Genomic DNA, 15,614 nt, shown 5'->3' with positions numbered 1-15,614 from the left:
TGTGAAGACGTAAGCAGAGTCATATCGCTGTGCTATCGAGATTGGACAAATTTGGGAACTTAATTAACGGAATTGGTATTAATAGCGCCGCTGGAGCAATAGGTGATGGATATTGATATAAATGAAATGATAAACGAGATAACTAGAAATAAAAATAGCCCATTATTCTTTTCATTATCAAGAATAATAGGCTAGTGAAAAATGCCTTATGTATTAGCAAAGCATTAACATTTGTTCATTATAATTAACGCTGCGGTGGAGCTGGCGGCTTATGGTCAGAAAACTCTTGCTCTGAAATAACACCATCTTGATCGGTATCGATACTATTAAAGATCTGATCGGCATCACCACCAGGTAAATCCTGGCTAGAAAACTCTGCTAACGATATTTCTCCGTTACCATCAGTATCAACATCAGAAAAAACGGGACGCTCTCTAGGACCTCTACTTTCTTGATTAGCATAGGCTTGAACACTAACACCTAACAATAGAATAGATGAAAGAATAACACTGGTTGTTTTTTTCATTAAAACTTACTCCTCAATTAATTTCCACAATAAGTTAACATCAGAATATGCAAAGAATGTGCAAAAAGTAAGGAAGATCAATAACGTGATTATTTTATCGCTATGCAGTATTTAAAAAATAATGGTTTAAACAACAATAATACCAATTATATTAAATAAGTGATCTAAATTTTGCGCAGGAAAAATGACTGAGTTCAAGGCGTAATTTGAGTTAAATAGTTGTTCTATTTACGAAAATTACAACGAAGAAATAAGTTATTTTAACAAGCAAAATAGATCAGTTAATTAGTGTGATTGGTATAATACAAGCAAGGTATCAACAAATGGCTAGGCAGGGAAATGCAGCAATAACTTACTGTTAATAAGTTATTTACGTCTTAAAAACTAAAAAACCGCTTACTGACTGAGCCAATAAACGGTTTCTTTTATTATAAATTCAGGTGCTTAACTTAAGCTTAACGGCTTTTATATTACACCTTCATCAATAACTAATTCAGCTTAGAAAGTTACAGTCATACCTGCAACGTAACCTACTTCTGAATCTTCAGCGTCATCGCCACCAACTTCAGCATATACGTTTACGTTGCTGTTGAAGTTGTATGTTACGTTTGCGTAGTAAGAGTTTACTTCGTGATCAGCGTTATCTGCATCTAAAAGAGCCCAACCACCCGCTAATACAACTTTATCGATAGTGTACAATGCACCAGCAGCATAACCTTCGTCATCATGTGTATAACCAGTAGAGTTGCCAGCATCACGATCAACCATACCGTATGCAGCCATTAGTGTTAGATCAGCAATAGTGTAACGTGCTTCTAAGTTTAACGATTTAGATTTATCACCAATTTCAGCTACAGTGTCAGCAGTCTCGCCTTTTTCACCTTGGCCGTAGAATACTGTTAGATCAAGACCAGAAAAACGTACACCTAATTTACCATCAACAGCGTAAGCATCGTTATTTACATTATCACCATCGTTAAGCATGTAAGCAATACCACCGTAAACAGCATTACGCTCAAATGTGTATTTAATTACTTGCTCACCAGAATCATCTTGGTCGTAGAAAGAGCTGTAACCTAGACGGTAATCTTCACTGATACCAGCGTCATCATAGATTGTAACTTGCTTACCAAATGTTAGTGTACCGTATGTATCTGAAGCGAAACCTACGTATGCATCATCTAACTCAGCGTCAGCATTTGACTCATCGTCTTCGCCGTTTTGAGTATCAAAAGAAATAACACCAATCGCACTTACGCTGTCTGTTAGTGCGTATGCAACATCAACACCGACGTTTGCATCGTAAACGTCCAATTTTGGACCTGCAGTGTCAAAATCTTTAGCGAATTGAATTTCTAGTTCACCTGTTAGGTTTACCGTAACACCATCTGAATCTACAACTGTTGCACTTTGTGCGGCTGTTGCTGCGAATAGAGAAGTAAGCATTGTAGCTAAGATTGTTTTTTTCATTTGTCCATCACCTTGTGGCTATTGATAATTAATAATTAATAATTGAGTCCTTAAAATACTTAAATCTATTCCACGTCAAAAACGTCTCACAGGTTTTTAAGTGCGTGATAAAATTACCACACAAAAGTGCAGGCTTAAATAGAAAACGAAGCGATATCAGGAAAGTTCACATAAAAAGATAAAAAAAAGCAAACAAACGTGATCAACATCACAAAAACTAATTGAACTTAAATAACGCAACACAGGTAAGAGCAGTAAAAAGCGTTGCTAATATGTACAAAAAACACATCATTCGATCGTTTTATGAGCATTTATAACAAGATTGTTAAGCAATAATTACTTTCTAGCTGATAAATTTATTCTCAATAATTAAAATACAAAAATGCAAGTAATCCCTTTTATCGCTTAACTTTAGTTACTTAAAATTAGGTAGTTAACTGAAGTAACAGATAAATAACTTATATTGATACAAAGATGATATAAGCAATTTTCTAAGCTTTTTGCTTCTATCTCCTCCTCCATGCCCTACCATCATTTTAATAGCCAGATGAAATATGCTAATTATGCTTGCGTTCAAATGAATAATATTTATTCTCTACATTTATTATTTACTCAAAAAGCAGAAAAACAATGAACACATTAAATGACTATCAACTTCTGACTAAACAAGCGCTAGCATTAATTGAAAATGAGAGCGACCTTATTGCCAACCTTTCTAACTTAAGTGCTTTACTAAACATGAACTTAGATAAAATTAATTGGGTTGGTTTTTACTTACTGAAAGATCAGCAACTTATATTAGGACCATTTCAAGGTAATGTTGCTTGTGTAAGAATTGATTTAGATAAAGGGGTATGTGGTAAAGCATTTAGCAGTAATACAACGCAACGTATCGCTGATGTCCATGACTTTCCTGGTCATATAGCCTGTGATGCAGCAAGCCAGTCTGAAATTGTAGTGCCGATTAACGTTAATGGTAAAACGGTTGCAGTTTTAGATATTGATAGCCCAATCACAGAACGATTCAATGAAGTTGACGAGCAAGGTTTAAATTACTTTGTTGAACAATTACAAAGCCAATTAGGCTTTTAATATAAGCGACCAAATAACGACTAGATAGCTCATTAATCACAAATCGATTCAATGAAATTGACGAGCAAGGTTTAAATTATTTTGTTGAACAATGACAAAGCCAATTAGGCTTTTAATATAAGCGATAAAATAACCGACTTATAGCAGCGATTATCTATTAGTTAAATATTAAGCGAATCATAAACACAATAAAACTCTTTTAGATTATTGTGTTTATCTCGGATACAAAAAAGCCTCATTAATATGAGGCTTTTCATTATCTAACTATCGCTAAACGGTTTATTTAGCTTGTGGACGCATGTGTGGGAATAACAATACATCACGGATAGTGTGACTATCAGTAAACAACATCACTAAACGGTCGATACCAATACCCTCACCTGCTGTTGGTGGTAAGCCGTGCTCTAAAGCAGTAATGTAATCTGCATCGTAGAACATCGCTTCATCATCACCAGATTCTTTTTGAGCCACTTGATCCATGAAACGTTGTGCTTGGTCTTGCGCATCATTCAGCTCAGAGAAACCATTTGCTAGTTCACGACCACCTACGAAGAATTCAAAACGATCTGTTACTTCTGGGTTATCATCATTACGACGTGCTAATGGCGAAACCTCTGCTGGGTAAGCAGTAATAAATGTCGGTTGCATTAATTTGTGCTCTGCAGTCTCTTCAAAGATTTCTGTTAACACTTTACCTTCGCCCCAGCTATCTTTGATATGGATATCTAGACGCTTAGCTAATGCTTTCAAGCCTTCCATACTTTCTAACTCTTCAGCTTCAATGCCTTCGTTATATTCAAGGATTGATTCTTTCATTGTTAGACGTACAAATGGTTTACCAAAATCAAACTCTTCTTCACCGTATTTAACGATGCTTGAACCTAATACATTTTCAGTAATAGTACGTAACATATCTTCCGTTAAGTTCATTAGATCAATGTAATCAGCGTATGCTTGGTAAAACTCGATCATTGTGAATTCTGGGTTGTGGCGTGTTGAAACACCTTCATTACGGAAGCTACGGTTAATTTCGAATACACGCTCAAAACCACCAACCACTAAACGCTTAAGGTTTAACTCTGGTGCAATACGTAAATACATAGGTAAGTCTAATGCATTATGGAATGTTTCAAATGGACGTGCTGTTGCGCCACCAGGAATCGCTTGTAGCATAGGTGTTTCTACTTCCATAAACTGACGGTCGTTTAAGTAAGTACGAATAGCGTTAACAATCTTGTTACGTAAAATAAATGTTTTACGAGATTCTTCATTAGCAATTAAATCTAGGTAACGCTGACGGTAACACGCTTCAGTATCTGATAAGCCGTGGAATTTATCTGGTAATGGACGTAGCGCTTTAGTCAGAATACGAATGTCAGATACTTTAATACTTAGCTCATCAGTTTTTGTTTTAAATAAAACACCTTTCGCACCGACGATATCACCTAAATCCCACTTTTTGAATTCAGTATTGTAAAAGCCTTCTTCTAAGTTATCGCGTGCAACATAAACTTGTATTTGACCACCCATGTCTTGGATAGTTGCAAAGCTTGCTTTACCCATAATACGACGTGTCATCATACGTCCTGCAACACTCACTTCAATAGCCAGCTCTTCTAGCTCTTCTTTGCTCTTTTCGTTATATAGCTGATGCAGTTCGTCAGAGATATTTTCACGACGGAAATCATTTGGAAACGCTTGTCCCTTTTCACGCATTGCATCTAATTTAGTTAGACGTTGCGCAAGGATTTCACTTAATTCAACTTGCGGTGCTTCTGCTTTGTTTTGCTCTGACATGATAGTTCCTATCTTTTACTTCAATTTTTAAAATGATTGTTATTTCAAACGGGCTTAAAATTACAAACCTGATTTTAAGCTAGCTTCAATAAATTTGTTTAAATCACCGTCTAACACCACTTGCGTATTACGGTTTTCAACACCTGTACGTAAATCTTTGATACGAGAGTCATCTAATACGTAAGAACGAATTTGACTCCCCCACCCGATATCTGATTTACCATCTTCGTTAATTTGTTTTTCAGCGTTCTGCAACTGTAACTCATGTTCATAAAGTTTCGCACGAAGTTGCTTCATCGCTTGGTCTTTATTTTTATGTTGCGAGCGATCATTTTGACATTGTACAACAATATTCGTTGGCGTATGGGTAATACGCACTGCTGATTCCGTTGTATTTACGTGCTGACCACCCGCACCCGATGCACGGTACACATCAATACGTAAATCTGCAGGATTAATCTGAATATCGATATTGTCATCAATTTCAGGGTAAATAAAAGCAGAAGCAAAGGAAGTATGGCGTTTACCCGATGAATCAAAAGGCGATTTACGTACTAGACGATGTACACCTGTCTCTGTGCGTAACCAGCCATAAGCATACTCACCACTAAAACGAATTGTTGCGCCTTTAATCCCAGCTACATCACCCGGGGTCGCTTCCATTAACTCTGTTTTATAGCCATTCGCTTCGCCCCAACGTAAATACATACGTAGCAGCATATTAGCCCAATCTTGTGCTTCTGTACCACCTGAACCAGATTGAATATCAAGATAACAAGAACATGCATCCTGTTTTCCAGAGAACATACGACGGAATTCCAGCACTTCTAGTTGCTTTTCTAGCTCGTTGGCTTCTTTAATCGCTTCATCAAAACTATCTTGATCATTTTCTTCGACAGCCATTTCAACTAACATTTCAATATCGTCAGTGCCGGCAGTTAGTGCATCAATCGTTTTAACCACTAGCTCTAGGCTGCTTCGCTCTTTCCCTAAGGCTTGCGCATAATTGGGGTCATTCCAAACTTCAGGTGACTCTAACTCGCGGCTTACTTCTTCTAACCGCTCTAGTTTAGCGTCGTAGTCAAAGGTACCCCCTAAGCATTTCAGCACGCTTAGTTAGGTCTTTAAGTTGATTAAGAATAGGATTTACTTCAAACATCAAAACTCGCTATTAGTTTATTGATAAAAAGAGCCGAATTTTAACCAATTATTCGTTAAATAAATAGTGAACAATTAAAATATATAAGCGAGAAAGTAACTATTTTTTGCTTAGTCCTTGAAACAATCAAGGCTAGCCCATCAAAAGAATAAAAACTAAAAGGGGCCACTGCGTAGAAAATTAAGAATCTCCACTATTATCTGCCTGTTTATCTGAAAGACAATAAAGACACAATAAAGGCTTAGTGTAGTACTAAAAAAGACAGTTTAATAGTGCATTATAAACCAGTAAACCTACTCTTTTTTGATCCAGAAAGTCTATTCAAAATTTATTAATAATGAACTCTCATGGTAATAAACCGATGAAGCTCAAAAAATAAAACAAAAATATAATTTAATTAACTTTTTAGATGCATTTTTTTTTAAAAACCGTAACATAACGATTCGCTTCAACAAGGTTCGCTTCTGCCCGATACAGGCAGAAAACGACGCAATTAACCGATTGTATAAGGATACAAATCATGGAAATGCTCTCAGGCGCCGAAATGGTAGTGCGCTCACTACAAGACGAAGGTATAAAACATATCTTTGGTTACCCAGGCGGTTCAGTTCTAGATATATATGACGCAATTTTTCAATCCGATGAGATAGAACACTTTTTAGTACGCCACGAACAAGCCGCTGTACATATGGCAGATGCTTATTCGCGCTCTACTGGTAAAGTTGGCTGTGTATTAGTAACTGCGGGACCAGGTGCAACAAACTGTATTACAGGTATTGCAACAGCTTACATGGATTCTATTCCATTAGTTGTTTTATCAGGTCAAGTTCCAACATTTTGGATTGGTGATGATGCCTTCCAAGAAACAGATATGATTGGTGTTTCACGCCCAATCGTTAAACACAGCTTTTCATGTCGTACCGCGGAAGAGATTCCAGTAGCGATTAAAAAAGCATTTTATATCGCATCAACAGGCCGACCAGGACCTGTGGTAATCGATTTACCGAAAGATGTACAAAATCCCCTTAACAAATTCCCGTATGAATACCCTGAAAGTGTTAGCTTGCGTTCATACAACCCAACATTAAGTGGTCATAAAGGACAAATCAAGCGTGCCGTTGCGGCATTAGTTAACGCTAAAAAGCCTGTTTTATATGTGGGTGGTGGCGCAATCATCGCTAATGCTTCTAAACAAGTAATAGAGCTTGCGGAAAAACTAAACTTACCAGTAACCAATACTTTGATGGGTCTTGGCGCTTTCCCTGGTGAGCACGAGCAATTTGTCGGTATGCTAGGAATGCACGGAACTTATGAAGCTAACCGTTCAATGCATAACGCTGATTTAATTTTTGCTTGTGGTGCTCGCTTTGATGACCGTGTAACTAATAACGTTGAAAAGTTCTGTCCTGACGCAAAAATCATGCATATTGATATTGACCCAACCTCGATTTCAAAAAATATTCATGCTGATTTACCAATTGTAGGTAGCGTTGAAGTGGTATTACAGCAGATGTTAGATCTGATTGATGAAACGAATGCTTCAAATGACAGTAAAGATATTGATGCTTGGTGGAAACAAATTAACGAATGGCGCGCTAAAAAATGCCTTTCTTATGAAACATCAGATTCACATATCAAACCACAACAGGTAATTGAATGTTTATATAAAGTCACTAAAGGTGATGCGATTGTTACTTCTGATGTTGGCCAACATCAAATGGTTGCAGCGCAATATTATCCATTCAAAGAACCTCGCCAATGGATCAACTCTGGTGGTGCCGGGACAATGGGCTTCGGCTTACCTGCTGCAATGGGCTGTAAAATAGCTCATCCAGATCGCCCTGTGGTTTGTGTTACAGGTGACGGCTCTATTCAAATGAATATTCAAGAGTTATCAACTTGTATGCAATACAATATCCCAGTGGTTATCTTATTATTAAATAACCGCTCGTTGGGTATGGTAAAACAATGGCAAAAAATGTTCTACGGTGGCCGTCAATCTCACTCCTACATGGATAGTGTGCCTGATTTTGTCAAACTTTCTGAAGCTTATAATCATATTGGTATCAAAGTAGATACCATTGATGAGCTTGAACCTGCATTAACACGTGCCTTTGAATTAAAAGAACGTGTGGTATTTGTAGACGTAGCGATTGATCCTGAAGAGCACGTTTATCCTATGCAAGTTAAATTTGGCAGTATGCAAGACATGTATTTAAGTAAAACGGAGCAAACGGATGCGTAGAATAATTTCAGTACTATTAGAAAATGAATCAGGTGCTTTATCGCGTGTTGTTGGTTTGTTTTCACAACGTGCTTATAACATTGAATCATTAACGGTATCGCCTACCAATGATCAAACATTATCACGCATGACTATCACAACCGATGTTGTGGACCATGCAGAACTTGAACAAATGATGAAGCAACTGCATAAGTTAGTTGATGTATTACGTGTTTCAGAACTAACGCAAGGTCCACATGTAGAACGCGAGTTATTATTAATCAAAGTTCGTACCGTAGGTAGTGAAGCACGTGAAGAAGTAAAACGCACATGTGACATCTACCGAGGCCAGGTTGTTGATATCACGCAAAATCTATACACCATTCAATTAGTTGGTGCAGGTTCAAAATTAGAAGCGTTTGTCGCAACTATGCATGAATCAAGTGAAATAGTTGAAGTCGTTCGCTCAGGTGTTTGTGGTATTGCCCGTGGTGATAAAGCCTTAAGAGCATAAACGCTTTAATAAACTAAGACGGCTATTTTACAGTATTTAATACTGTTTTAAGTTCATAATAAAAATGCAAAGTACAGCGATGTGCTTTGCATTTTTTTATAATTGCTAGTTTAAATTAAGTTAATTAATATAAACTTAATTTAGGAGGAATAAAGATGCTCGGGTTACTTGCTATTTTAACATCAGCTTTTTTACTTTTTGCCTTTGGTATATCGAGCTTTATGTTAATGCTAGTCGCAATGATCATGTTAATCGCCTTTATAATCACAGGAACAATCACTTTTATATTTAAATTCGGCCTATGGATAATACTTATTTATATCGCTTATTTATTATTTCAATCTAAAAAGGAATAGAGATGAAACGTTTAACACTATTAATATGTAGCCTACTATTTTCAATCAATGTATTTGCTGAAGAATTTATCATTAGTGATGAATATGTACGAGCAACACCACCCCACTCTAAAAACAGTGCGGCTTTTTTAACTATTGAAAATAATACAGATAAAGACATCAAGTTAGTTGCTGCGAGCACTTCTATTTCAGACCGTGCTGAATTACATTCACACACGAAAGTAGACGGAATGATGCAAATGCGTGAAGTTGAAGATATACTGATTAAAGCAAATAGCGAAATGAAATTACAACCAGGTGGTTTTCATGTCATGTTTTTAGGGTTAAAAAATGATTTAACCGAAGGTGAAACGGCAGAATTCACACTGTACTTTGATAATGGTGATGAAGTGAAAATTGATGCGCCAATACAAAAAATTTCTGTAGAACATTAAACTTAGAAAACACTATTATTAAACATTAAATTTATAGGGAATTCCTTATCATGAAAAAGCAACTTTTAGTAACAGCATTAGCCGCATCAATGAGTATGCCTGCAATGGCTGATTTTTTAGGTGTTTATGCCGGTATTGATTACAATACAAATGAAACTCGTTATAACAACCATACGGATAGAGAAGATAATTTATCTGGCTATGTGGCATTTGAGCACTTTATTCCGCTTATTCCAAATGTAAAAATCCAATATACAGATCTAGATAACCATGCATTTGTTAACGGAGAAAGCTCTGTTACGAATGGTATCCTATACTACGAAATTCTTGATAATGGCTTAGTTGAAGTTGATTTAGGTTTAGCCTACACAGATGCTGAAGGTTATCGAGATGATGCTAGTTTTGGTCAAGCTTATGCAGCGGGTAAATTACACATACCAGGTGTCAGCATGCATGCCTTCGCGGATGTTATTGCAGGGTCGTTAACTAGTGATGATGCAATCAATACTGAAATTGGTTTAGCTTATACGTTTAACCCTGATTCATTGTTACTTAACGTATCAGTGCGCGGCGGTTACCGTTACCACCAAATTGATTTGAGAAAATCACCTCGACAAGAGACTGATAGTTTATTTGCAGGTGTAGAACTTCACTTCTAAATGATATTTACAAACGAATGATGAAGCCACAACCAGTCTCTGTTTGTGGCTTTTTTATTAGCAGAAAATAAGTTATAGGGAAAAGATATGATCACATTACATCATTTAAATAAATCTCGTTCAAAACGCATTATCTGGCTATTAGAAGAGTTAGGGGTAGATTACCAAATTACCGCTTATCAACGAGATAGTGTTACTTTTTTAGCTCCGCCAGAACTTAAAGCCATTCATCCATTGGGTAAATCACCTGTGATTGAAGATAATGGTTTAATTATTGCTGAATCAGCTGCGATTACTGAATATTTAATCGAACACTATGGGCAAGGTAAATTCATCCCTGCACGAGGAACGCCAGAACACACAGAGTACTTACAATGGCTACATTTCGCTGAAAGCTCTGCTATTTTACCGTTATTATTAAAAATGTTTACTGCCAAAGAACCAGTAGAAACACAGTTTCTTTCTCAATATGCAGAACAGGAAGTCGCAAAGGTAATCGAGTATTTCGATAATAAGTTAGAAAATAAACGTTACTTAGTCGAGGACAGACTGACCGGCGCCGATATTATGATGTCTTTTATTGCTGAAATTGTAGAGAGGAATGGGCCAATAGCAACTTATCCTAATATACAAAAATACTTAGCCCAATTAGCAACCCACCCTGCTTTTATTAAAGCAAATCAAATAGAATTAGATAACCAAGCTTAATCTTTCAATAGAGTTATAACCTAACCATCAACTTGGTTATAACTCCCCTATCCATATAAAAATCCATTTCAAACATCACCAAATGAGAATCATTATTATCCCTACATTTTTAAATGCTATTTAGTTATAAATGATTAACTTTTATTCTTTTGGGTAACTCAGAAGGTCAAGTACACTCCGCATATCTTAATGTAATAGTGGAAATTACTTCATGGCACTTAACAATTTATCGGCTTTAACATCGCCTTTATCTGAGTCACAACTGGCTCAATTGCAACAAGCAACAGCAGGCTTAGATGCGGTACAAACTGCATGGGTTAGTGGTTACCTTGCTGGCGTAAGCCAAGGTCCAGTAACAGCAGCGGCTCCTACACAAAGTGCAGGACAAACCTTAACTATCCTTTACGCGTCACAAACGGGTAATGCGAAAGGCGTAGCGAGTCAACTTGCTGAAAGCGCAAAAGCCGCGGGCCTTAATGTAGTCCTTAAAAACACTGCTGATTACAAAGCAAAAGCATTAAAAAATGAAACTCATTTATTAATTGTTGCTAGTACTAATGGTGAAGGTGAAGCGCCAGATGATGCGATTGAGTTCCACGAATTCTTATTAGGTAAAAAAGCACCTAAATTACCTGAACTAAAATACAGCGTATTAGCATTAGGTGACAGCAGTTACGAATTTTTCTGTCAAACAGGTAAAGACTTTGATGAACGCTTAAAAGCGTTAGGCGCTAGCCAATTAGCACCTCGTGTTGACTGTGATGTCGATTATGAGAGTGAAAGTGAAGCTTGGATCTCAAATGTCGTGACAACCCTAAAAGGTGAAATGGCAGAAGTAACCACAGCTGCACCCGTTGCAGGTATTGCAACATCAAGCACAGCAAGTCAGTACTCTAAACAGAACCCGTATCCAGCTGAATTTTCGTTAAGTCAAAAAATTACTGGTCGCGATTCAGCGAAAGACGTTCGCCACATAGAAATTGATTTAGGCGAGTCAGGTTTAACTTATCAAACAGGTGATGCTTTAGGTGTCTGGTTTGAAAATGATGAAGCACTAGTTGATGAGCTAATCGCTGAATTAGGTTACAACGCTGATGATAAAGTAAATTTAAGCATTTCTGGTGAAGATAAGGAATTTAGCGTAAAAGAAGCACTATTAACGCAACTAGAAATTACTCAAACAGCACCTTCATTTATTGAGTTTTGGGCTGAGAAATCTGGTGACGATAAGTTAAAAGCTATCGCAAATGATAAAAATGCGGCACGTGAGTTCTCAGGTAACCATCAAATTATTGATATTGTTAACCAAGCTAAAGCAGATGTTGATGCACAAACTTTCGTTGACGCATTACGTAAAATCACACCTCGTCTATACTCTATCGCGTCGGCACAAGCTGAAGTAGAAGAAGAAGTTCACTTAACTGTAGGTGTGGTGAGCTACGATGCTAACGATAAAACACGTACAGGTGGGGCTTCTGGTTTCTTAGCGCAGCGCTTAGAAGAAGGTCAAAAAGTACGCGTGTTTGTTGAGCATAATGATAACTTCCGTCTACCTGCATCAGATGATACTCCCGTGATTATGATTGGTCCTGGTACTGGTGTTGCGCCGTTTAGAGCGTTCATGCAAGAGCGTGAAGCGCGTGATGCAACTGGTGACAACTGGATGTTCTTTGGTGATCAAACCTTCACACAAGACTTTTTATACCAAGTTGAATGGCAGAATTACTTAAAATCTGGCTTATTAACAAAAATGGACGTGGCTTTCTCGCGCGACCAAGCTGAAAAAATTTACGTACAAGACCGTTTAAAAGAGAACGCTAGCGAAGTGTTTGCATGGTTAGAGCGTGGTGCACACTTATACATATGTGGCGATGCGGACCGCATGGCAAAAGATGTTCATCAAACCTTGTTAGACATTATTGCTGAACACGGTCAATTAAACACAGAACAAGCAGAAGACTACTTAAAGTCACTTAGATCTAACAAGCGTTACCAGAAGGATGTTTACTAATGAGCAACGATTTACCAAAAGTTGAAAACCCTGTACTAATTGTTGAAGGTAAACACGCCGACAATGAGCGTTTAAAAGCTGAGAGTGATTATCTTCGCGGTACTATTTTAGAAGATCTTCAGGATCGCATGACAGGTGGTTTTACGCCAGATAATTTCCAATTGATACGTACACACGGTATGTACCAACAAGACGACCGCGATATTCGTGCTGAACGTCAAAAGCAAAAGCTTGAGCCATTACATAACGTAATGCTTAGAGCACGTTTACCTGGCGGTATTATTAATACTGAGCAATGGCTAGCGATTGATAAATTTGCTGATGATCATACATCTTACGGCAGTATTCGTTTAACGACGCGTCAAACGTTTCAATTTCACGGCGTACTAAAGCCAAACATTAAATTAATGCACCAAACACTTAATAGTGTAGGTCTTGATTCAATTGCAACAGCTGGCGATGTGAACCGTAACGTACTTTGTACTTCTAACCCAGTTGAGTCTGAGCTACATCAAGAAGCTTACGAGTGGGCGACTAAGCTTAGTGAACATTTACTACCAAAAACTCGTGCTTACGCTGAAATTTGGTTAGATGAAGAACGCGTTGAAACAACAGAAGATGACGTTATTGAGCCAATTTTAGGCAGTAATTACTTACCACGTAAATTTAAAACAACGGTAGTGATCCCACCTAATAACGACATCGATCTTCATGCCAATGATTTAAACTTTGTTGCCATTAGTGAAGACGGTAAATTAATTGGTTTTAACGTACTTGTGGGTGGTGGCTTAGCCATGACTCATGGTGATAATGCAACTTACCCTCGTTGTGCTGATGACTTTGGTTTTATTCCTAAAGAGAAAGCATTAGACATAGCTGCCGCTGTTGTAACTACACAACGTGACTGGGGTAACCGTGTTAACCGTAAAAATGCTAAAACGAAATACACATTAGACCGTGTGGGCGCACATGCATTCCGCGAAGAAGTTGAAGCGCGTGCAGGTATCAAATTTGAAGACTCTCGTCCGTATAAATTTACACACCGTGGCGATAACTTTGGTTGGGTGAAAGGGATTGATGGTAAAGAGCACTTAACTTTATTTATCGAAAACGGTCGTATTCTTGACTTCCCAGTTGGTCAATTTGAAGGTAAGCAGTTAAAAACAGGTATGCGAGAAATCGCTAAAATTCACGAAGGTGATTTCCGTTTAACAGCAAACCAAAATTTAATTGTTGCTGGTGTTGATCCTAAGGACAAAGCGACAATCGAAAAAATCGCACGTGATCACGGTTTAATCAGCGATAAAGTATCAAACCAACGTATGAGCTCAATGGCTTGTGTTGCTTTCCCTACTTGTCCATTAGCGATGGCTGAAGCAGAGCGTTACTTGCCAGGTCTTGTTGATGATGTAGAAGCGATTCTAGAGAAGAACAACTTAGCAGGCGAAAGCATCATCTTACGTGTTACTGGTTGTCCGAACGGTTGTGGTCGTGCAATGCTTGCTGAAATCGGTTTAGTCGGTAAAGGCCCGGGTAAATACAACATGTACCTAGGTGCCGATTTAGCAGGTACTCGAGTACCTAAAATCTATAAAGAAAATGTTGATGAAGCAACAATATTAGCCGAAATAGACGCATTAAGTGCTCGTTGGTCTAAAGAGCGTAACGAAGGTGAAGCTTTCGGTGATTTTGTTATCCGCGCAGGTATTGTCGCTGAAGTCGTCATTTCAGCTAGGGATTTCCATGCCTAACACGTTAGATCTTGCTCATCTATTAACATTATCTAAAGCCGAGCAGAAAGCTGCTTTGGCTGAAGTTAACCAGTTATTAGAAAAACAGACCGCTCAGCAGCGCGTTCAATGGGCGATCGACAATTTACAAAGTGAATTTGTTTTATCATCAAGCTTCGGCATTCAAGCAGCCGTCTGTTTACATATGATCACCAGCATAAAAGCTGATACAGCAATAATATTAACGGATACAGGTTATTTGTTTCCTGAAACTTATCGTTTTATTGATGACTTAACAGAAAAGCTAAACTTAAACTTGAAAGTGTACAGAGCTGAGCAAAGTGCAGCATGGCAAGAAGCACGTTACGGTAAACTATGGGAAGACGGTGTTGAAGGGTTAACTAAATATAACCAAATCAATAAAGTTGAACCAATGAAGCGTGCTTTAAAAGAGTTAAATGCTAAAACTTGGTTCTCAGGTTTACGCCGTTCACAATCGTCAAGCCGTGAAGACTTAGCCGTATTAAGCATTCAAAATGGCTGCTTTAAGTTTTTGCCTATCATCGACTGGGGTAATAAAGAAGTGCATTATTACTTACAAGATAATAACCTAAGTTATCACCCATTATGGGAGCAAGGTTATGTCTCTGTAGGAGATGTACAAACATCCCGTCCTTTAGAGGCTGGTATGACCGAAGAAGAAACACGCTTTTTTGGTTTAAAACGAGAATGTGGCTTGCATGAAGAGCCAATTGAAGAACAAGGTAGTGGTATTTAACTCCCCTTTTTCCATCTTCACACTAAAAAACCTCTACTTTGTTAGAGGTTTTTTTATGCTTAAGAAAAATGAAACCTGCCGATAAGTTATAGCAATGATATTAATACCAATTATATTAAATAAGTGATCTAAATTTTGCGCAGGAAAAATGACTGA

General features: G+C 37.7%; 13 protein-coding genes. 9 read left to right on the top strand and 4 right to left on the bottom strand.

Annotated elements, in window-relative coordinates:
- Positions 1 to 244 precede the first annotated feature (244 nt).
- Both V6256_RS13185 and V6256_RS13180 read right to left on the bottom strand, forming a co-directional pair.
- Positions 245 to 526, bottom strand: a complete 282-nt coding sequence (locus tag V6256_RS13185; protein ID WP_341598691.1) for an EF-hand domain-containing protein — start codon at positions 524 to 526, stop codon at positions 245 to 247.
- A gap of 498 nt (positions 527 to 1,024) precedes the next feature.
- On the bottom strand, positions 1,025 to 1,996 hold the full coding sequence (locus V6256_RS13180; protein ID WP_341598690.1) for a porin: 972 nt from the start codon (positions 1,994 to 1,996) through the stop codon (positions 1,025 to 1,027).
- A gap of 630 nt (positions 1,997 to 2,626) precedes the next feature.
- Between V6256_RS13180 and V6256_RS13175 the strand changes: the two genes are divergently transcribed.
- A complete protein-coding gene (locus tag V6256_RS13175) occupies positions 2,627 to 3,088 on the top strand; it encodes a GAF domain-containing protein (protein ID WP_341598689.1) in 462 nt (153 codons plus the stop codon).
- A gap of 279 nt (positions 3,089 to 3,367) precedes the next feature.
- On the opposite strand, the gene lysS is transcribed toward V6256_RS13175, so the two are convergent.
- Positions 3,368 to 4,885 carry a lysine--tRNA ligase gene (gene lysS, locus V6256_RS13170; RefSeq protein ID WP_341598688.1) on the bottom strand — a complete coding sequence of 506 codons (1,518 nt, stop codon included), beginning with the start codon at positions 4,883 to 4,885 and terminating at the stop codon, positions 3,368 to 3,370.
- 60 nt (positions 4,886 to 4,945) lie between these two features.
- A protein-coding gene (gene prfB / locus V6256_RS13165) for a peptide chain release factor 2 (RefSeq protein WP_341598687.1) occupies positions 4,946 to 6,044 on the bottom strand; the annotation gives its coding sequence in 2 pieces (ribosomal slippage) (positions 4,946 to 5,968 and positions 5,970 to 6,044; 1,098 coding nt in all).
- 520 nt (positions 6,045 to 6,564) lie between these two features.
- Between prfB and V6256_RS13160 the strand changes: the two genes are divergently transcribed.
- The 8 genes from V6256_RS13160 to V6256_RS13125 all read left to right on the top strand — a co-directional run bounded on the left by V6256_RS13160 (position 6,565) and on the right by V6256_RS13125 (position 15,458).
- A complete protein-coding gene (locus V6256_RS13160; RefSeq protein ID WP_341598686.1) occupies positions 6,565 to 8,289 on the top strand; it encodes an acetolactate synthase 3 large subunit in 1,725 nt (574 codons plus the stop codon).
- Positions 8,282 to 8,782 (top strand): acetolactate synthase small subunit, encoded by a 501-nt coding sequence (gene ilvN, locus V6256_RS13155; RefSeq protein WP_341598685.1) that lies wholly within the window; start codon positions 8,282 to 8,284, stop codon positions 8,780 to 8,782. The genes V6256_RS13160 and ilvN overlap by 8 nt, the downstream gene beginning before the upstream one ends.
- Before the next feature lie 358 nt (positions 8,783 to 9,140).
- On the top strand, positions 9,141 to 9,572 hold the full coding sequence (locus tag V6256_RS13150; protein ID WP_341598684.1) for a copper chaperone PCu(A)C: 432 nt from the start codon (positions 9,141 to 9,143) through the stop codon (positions 9,570 to 9,572).
- Between the two features lie 50 nt (positions 9,573 to 9,622).
- The gene (locus tag V6256_RS13145) at positions 9,623 to 10,231 is read left to right on the top strand and encodes a TIGR04219 family outer membrane beta-barrel protein (protein WP_341598683.1); all 609 of its coding nucleotides are present in this window, start codon (positions 9,623 to 9,625) and stop codon (positions 10,229 to 10,231) included.
- Positions 10,232 to 10,318: 87 nt separating this feature from the next.
- Positions 10,319 to 10,939 carry a glutathione S-transferase family protein gene (locus V6256_RS13140; RefSeq protein ID WP_341598682.1) on the top strand — a complete coding sequence of 207 codons (621 nt, stop codon included), beginning with the start codon at positions 10,319 to 10,321 and terminating at the stop codon, positions 10,937 to 10,939.
- A 211-nt stretch (positions 10,940 to 11,150) separates the two neighbouring features.
- Positions 11,151 to 12,950 (top strand): assimilatory sulfite reductase (NADPH) flavoprotein subunit, encoded by a 1,800-nt coding sequence (locus V6256_RS13135; protein WP_341598681.1) that lies wholly within the window; start codon positions 11,151 to 11,153, stop codon positions 12,948 to 12,950.
- Positions 12,950 to 14,701, top strand: coding sequence for an assimilatory sulfite reductase (NADPH) hemoprotein subunit (gene cysI, locus V6256_RS13130; RefSeq protein WP_341598680.1), 1,752 nt, complete (start codon positions 12,950 to 12,952; stop codon positions 14,699 to 14,701). The genes V6256_RS13135 and cysI overlap by 1 nt, the downstream gene beginning before the upstream one ends.
- Positions 14,694 to 15,458, top strand: coding sequence for a phosphoadenylyl-sulfate reductase (locus tag V6256_RS13125; RefSeq protein ID WP_341598679.1), 765 nt, complete (start codon positions 14,694 to 14,696; stop codon positions 15,456 to 15,458). The genes cysI and V6256_RS13125 overlap by 8 nt, the downstream gene beginning before the upstream one ends.
- Positions 15,459 to 15,614 lie beyond the last annotated feature (156 nt).

This window comes from Psychromonas aquatilis (assembly GCF_038155185.1).
GTDB classification, from domain to species: Bacteria; Pseudomonadota; Gammaproteobacteria; order Enterobacterales; family Psychromonadaceae; genus Psychromonas; species Psychromonas aquatilis.
The sequence above is the reverse complement of the archived record's forward strand: the minus strand, read 5'-3'. Positions and strand labels throughout refer to the sequence as shown.

Bases quoted from the DNA above. Each gene is read 5' to 3' on its own strand.
- V6256_RS13185 (WP_341598691.1), bottom strand. From the start codon at position 526: ATGAAAAAAACAACCAGTGTTATTCTTTCATCTATTCTATTGTTAGGT.
- V6256_RS13180 (WP_341598690.1), bottom strand. From the start codon at position 1,996: ATGAAAAAAACAATCTTAGCTACAATGCTTACTTCTCTATTCGCAGCA.
- V6256_RS13175 (WP_341598689.1), top strand. From the start codon at position 2,627: ATGAACACATTAAATGACTATCAACTTCTGACTAAACAAGCGCTAGCA.
- lysS (WP_341598688.1), bottom strand. From the start codon at position 4,885: ATGTCAGAGCAAAACAAAGCAGAAGCACCGCAAGTTGAATTAAGTGAA.
- V6256_RS13160 (WP_341598686.1), top strand. From the start codon at position 6,565: ATGGAAATGCTCTCAGGCGCCGAAATGGTAGTGCGCTCACTACAAGAC.
- ilvN (WP_341598685.1), top strand. From the start codon at position 8,282: ATGCGTAGAATAATTTCAGTACTATTAGAAAATGAATCAGGTGCTTTA.
- V6256_RS13150 (WP_341598684.1), top strand. From the start codon at position 9,141: ATGAAACGTTTAACACTATTAATATGTAGCCTACTATTTTCAATCAAT.
- V6256_RS13145 (WP_341598683.1), top strand. From the start codon at position 9,623: ATGAAAAAGCAACTTTTAGTAACAGCATTAGCCGCATCAATGAGTATG.
- V6256_RS13140 (WP_341598682.1), top strand. From the start codon at position 10,319: ATGATCACATTACATCATTTAAATAAATCTCGTTCAAAACGCATTATC.
- V6256_RS13135 (WP_341598681.1), top strand. From the start codon at position 11,151: ATGGCACTTAACAATTTATCGGCTTTAACATCGCCTTTATCTGAGTCA.
- cysI (WP_341598680.1), top strand. From the start codon at position 12,950: ATGAGCAACGATTTACCAAAAGTTGAAAACCCTGTACTAATTGTTGAA.
- V6256_RS13125 (WP_341598679.1), top strand. From the start codon at position 14,694: ATGCCTAACACGTTAGATCTTGCTCATCTATTAACATTATCTAAAGCC.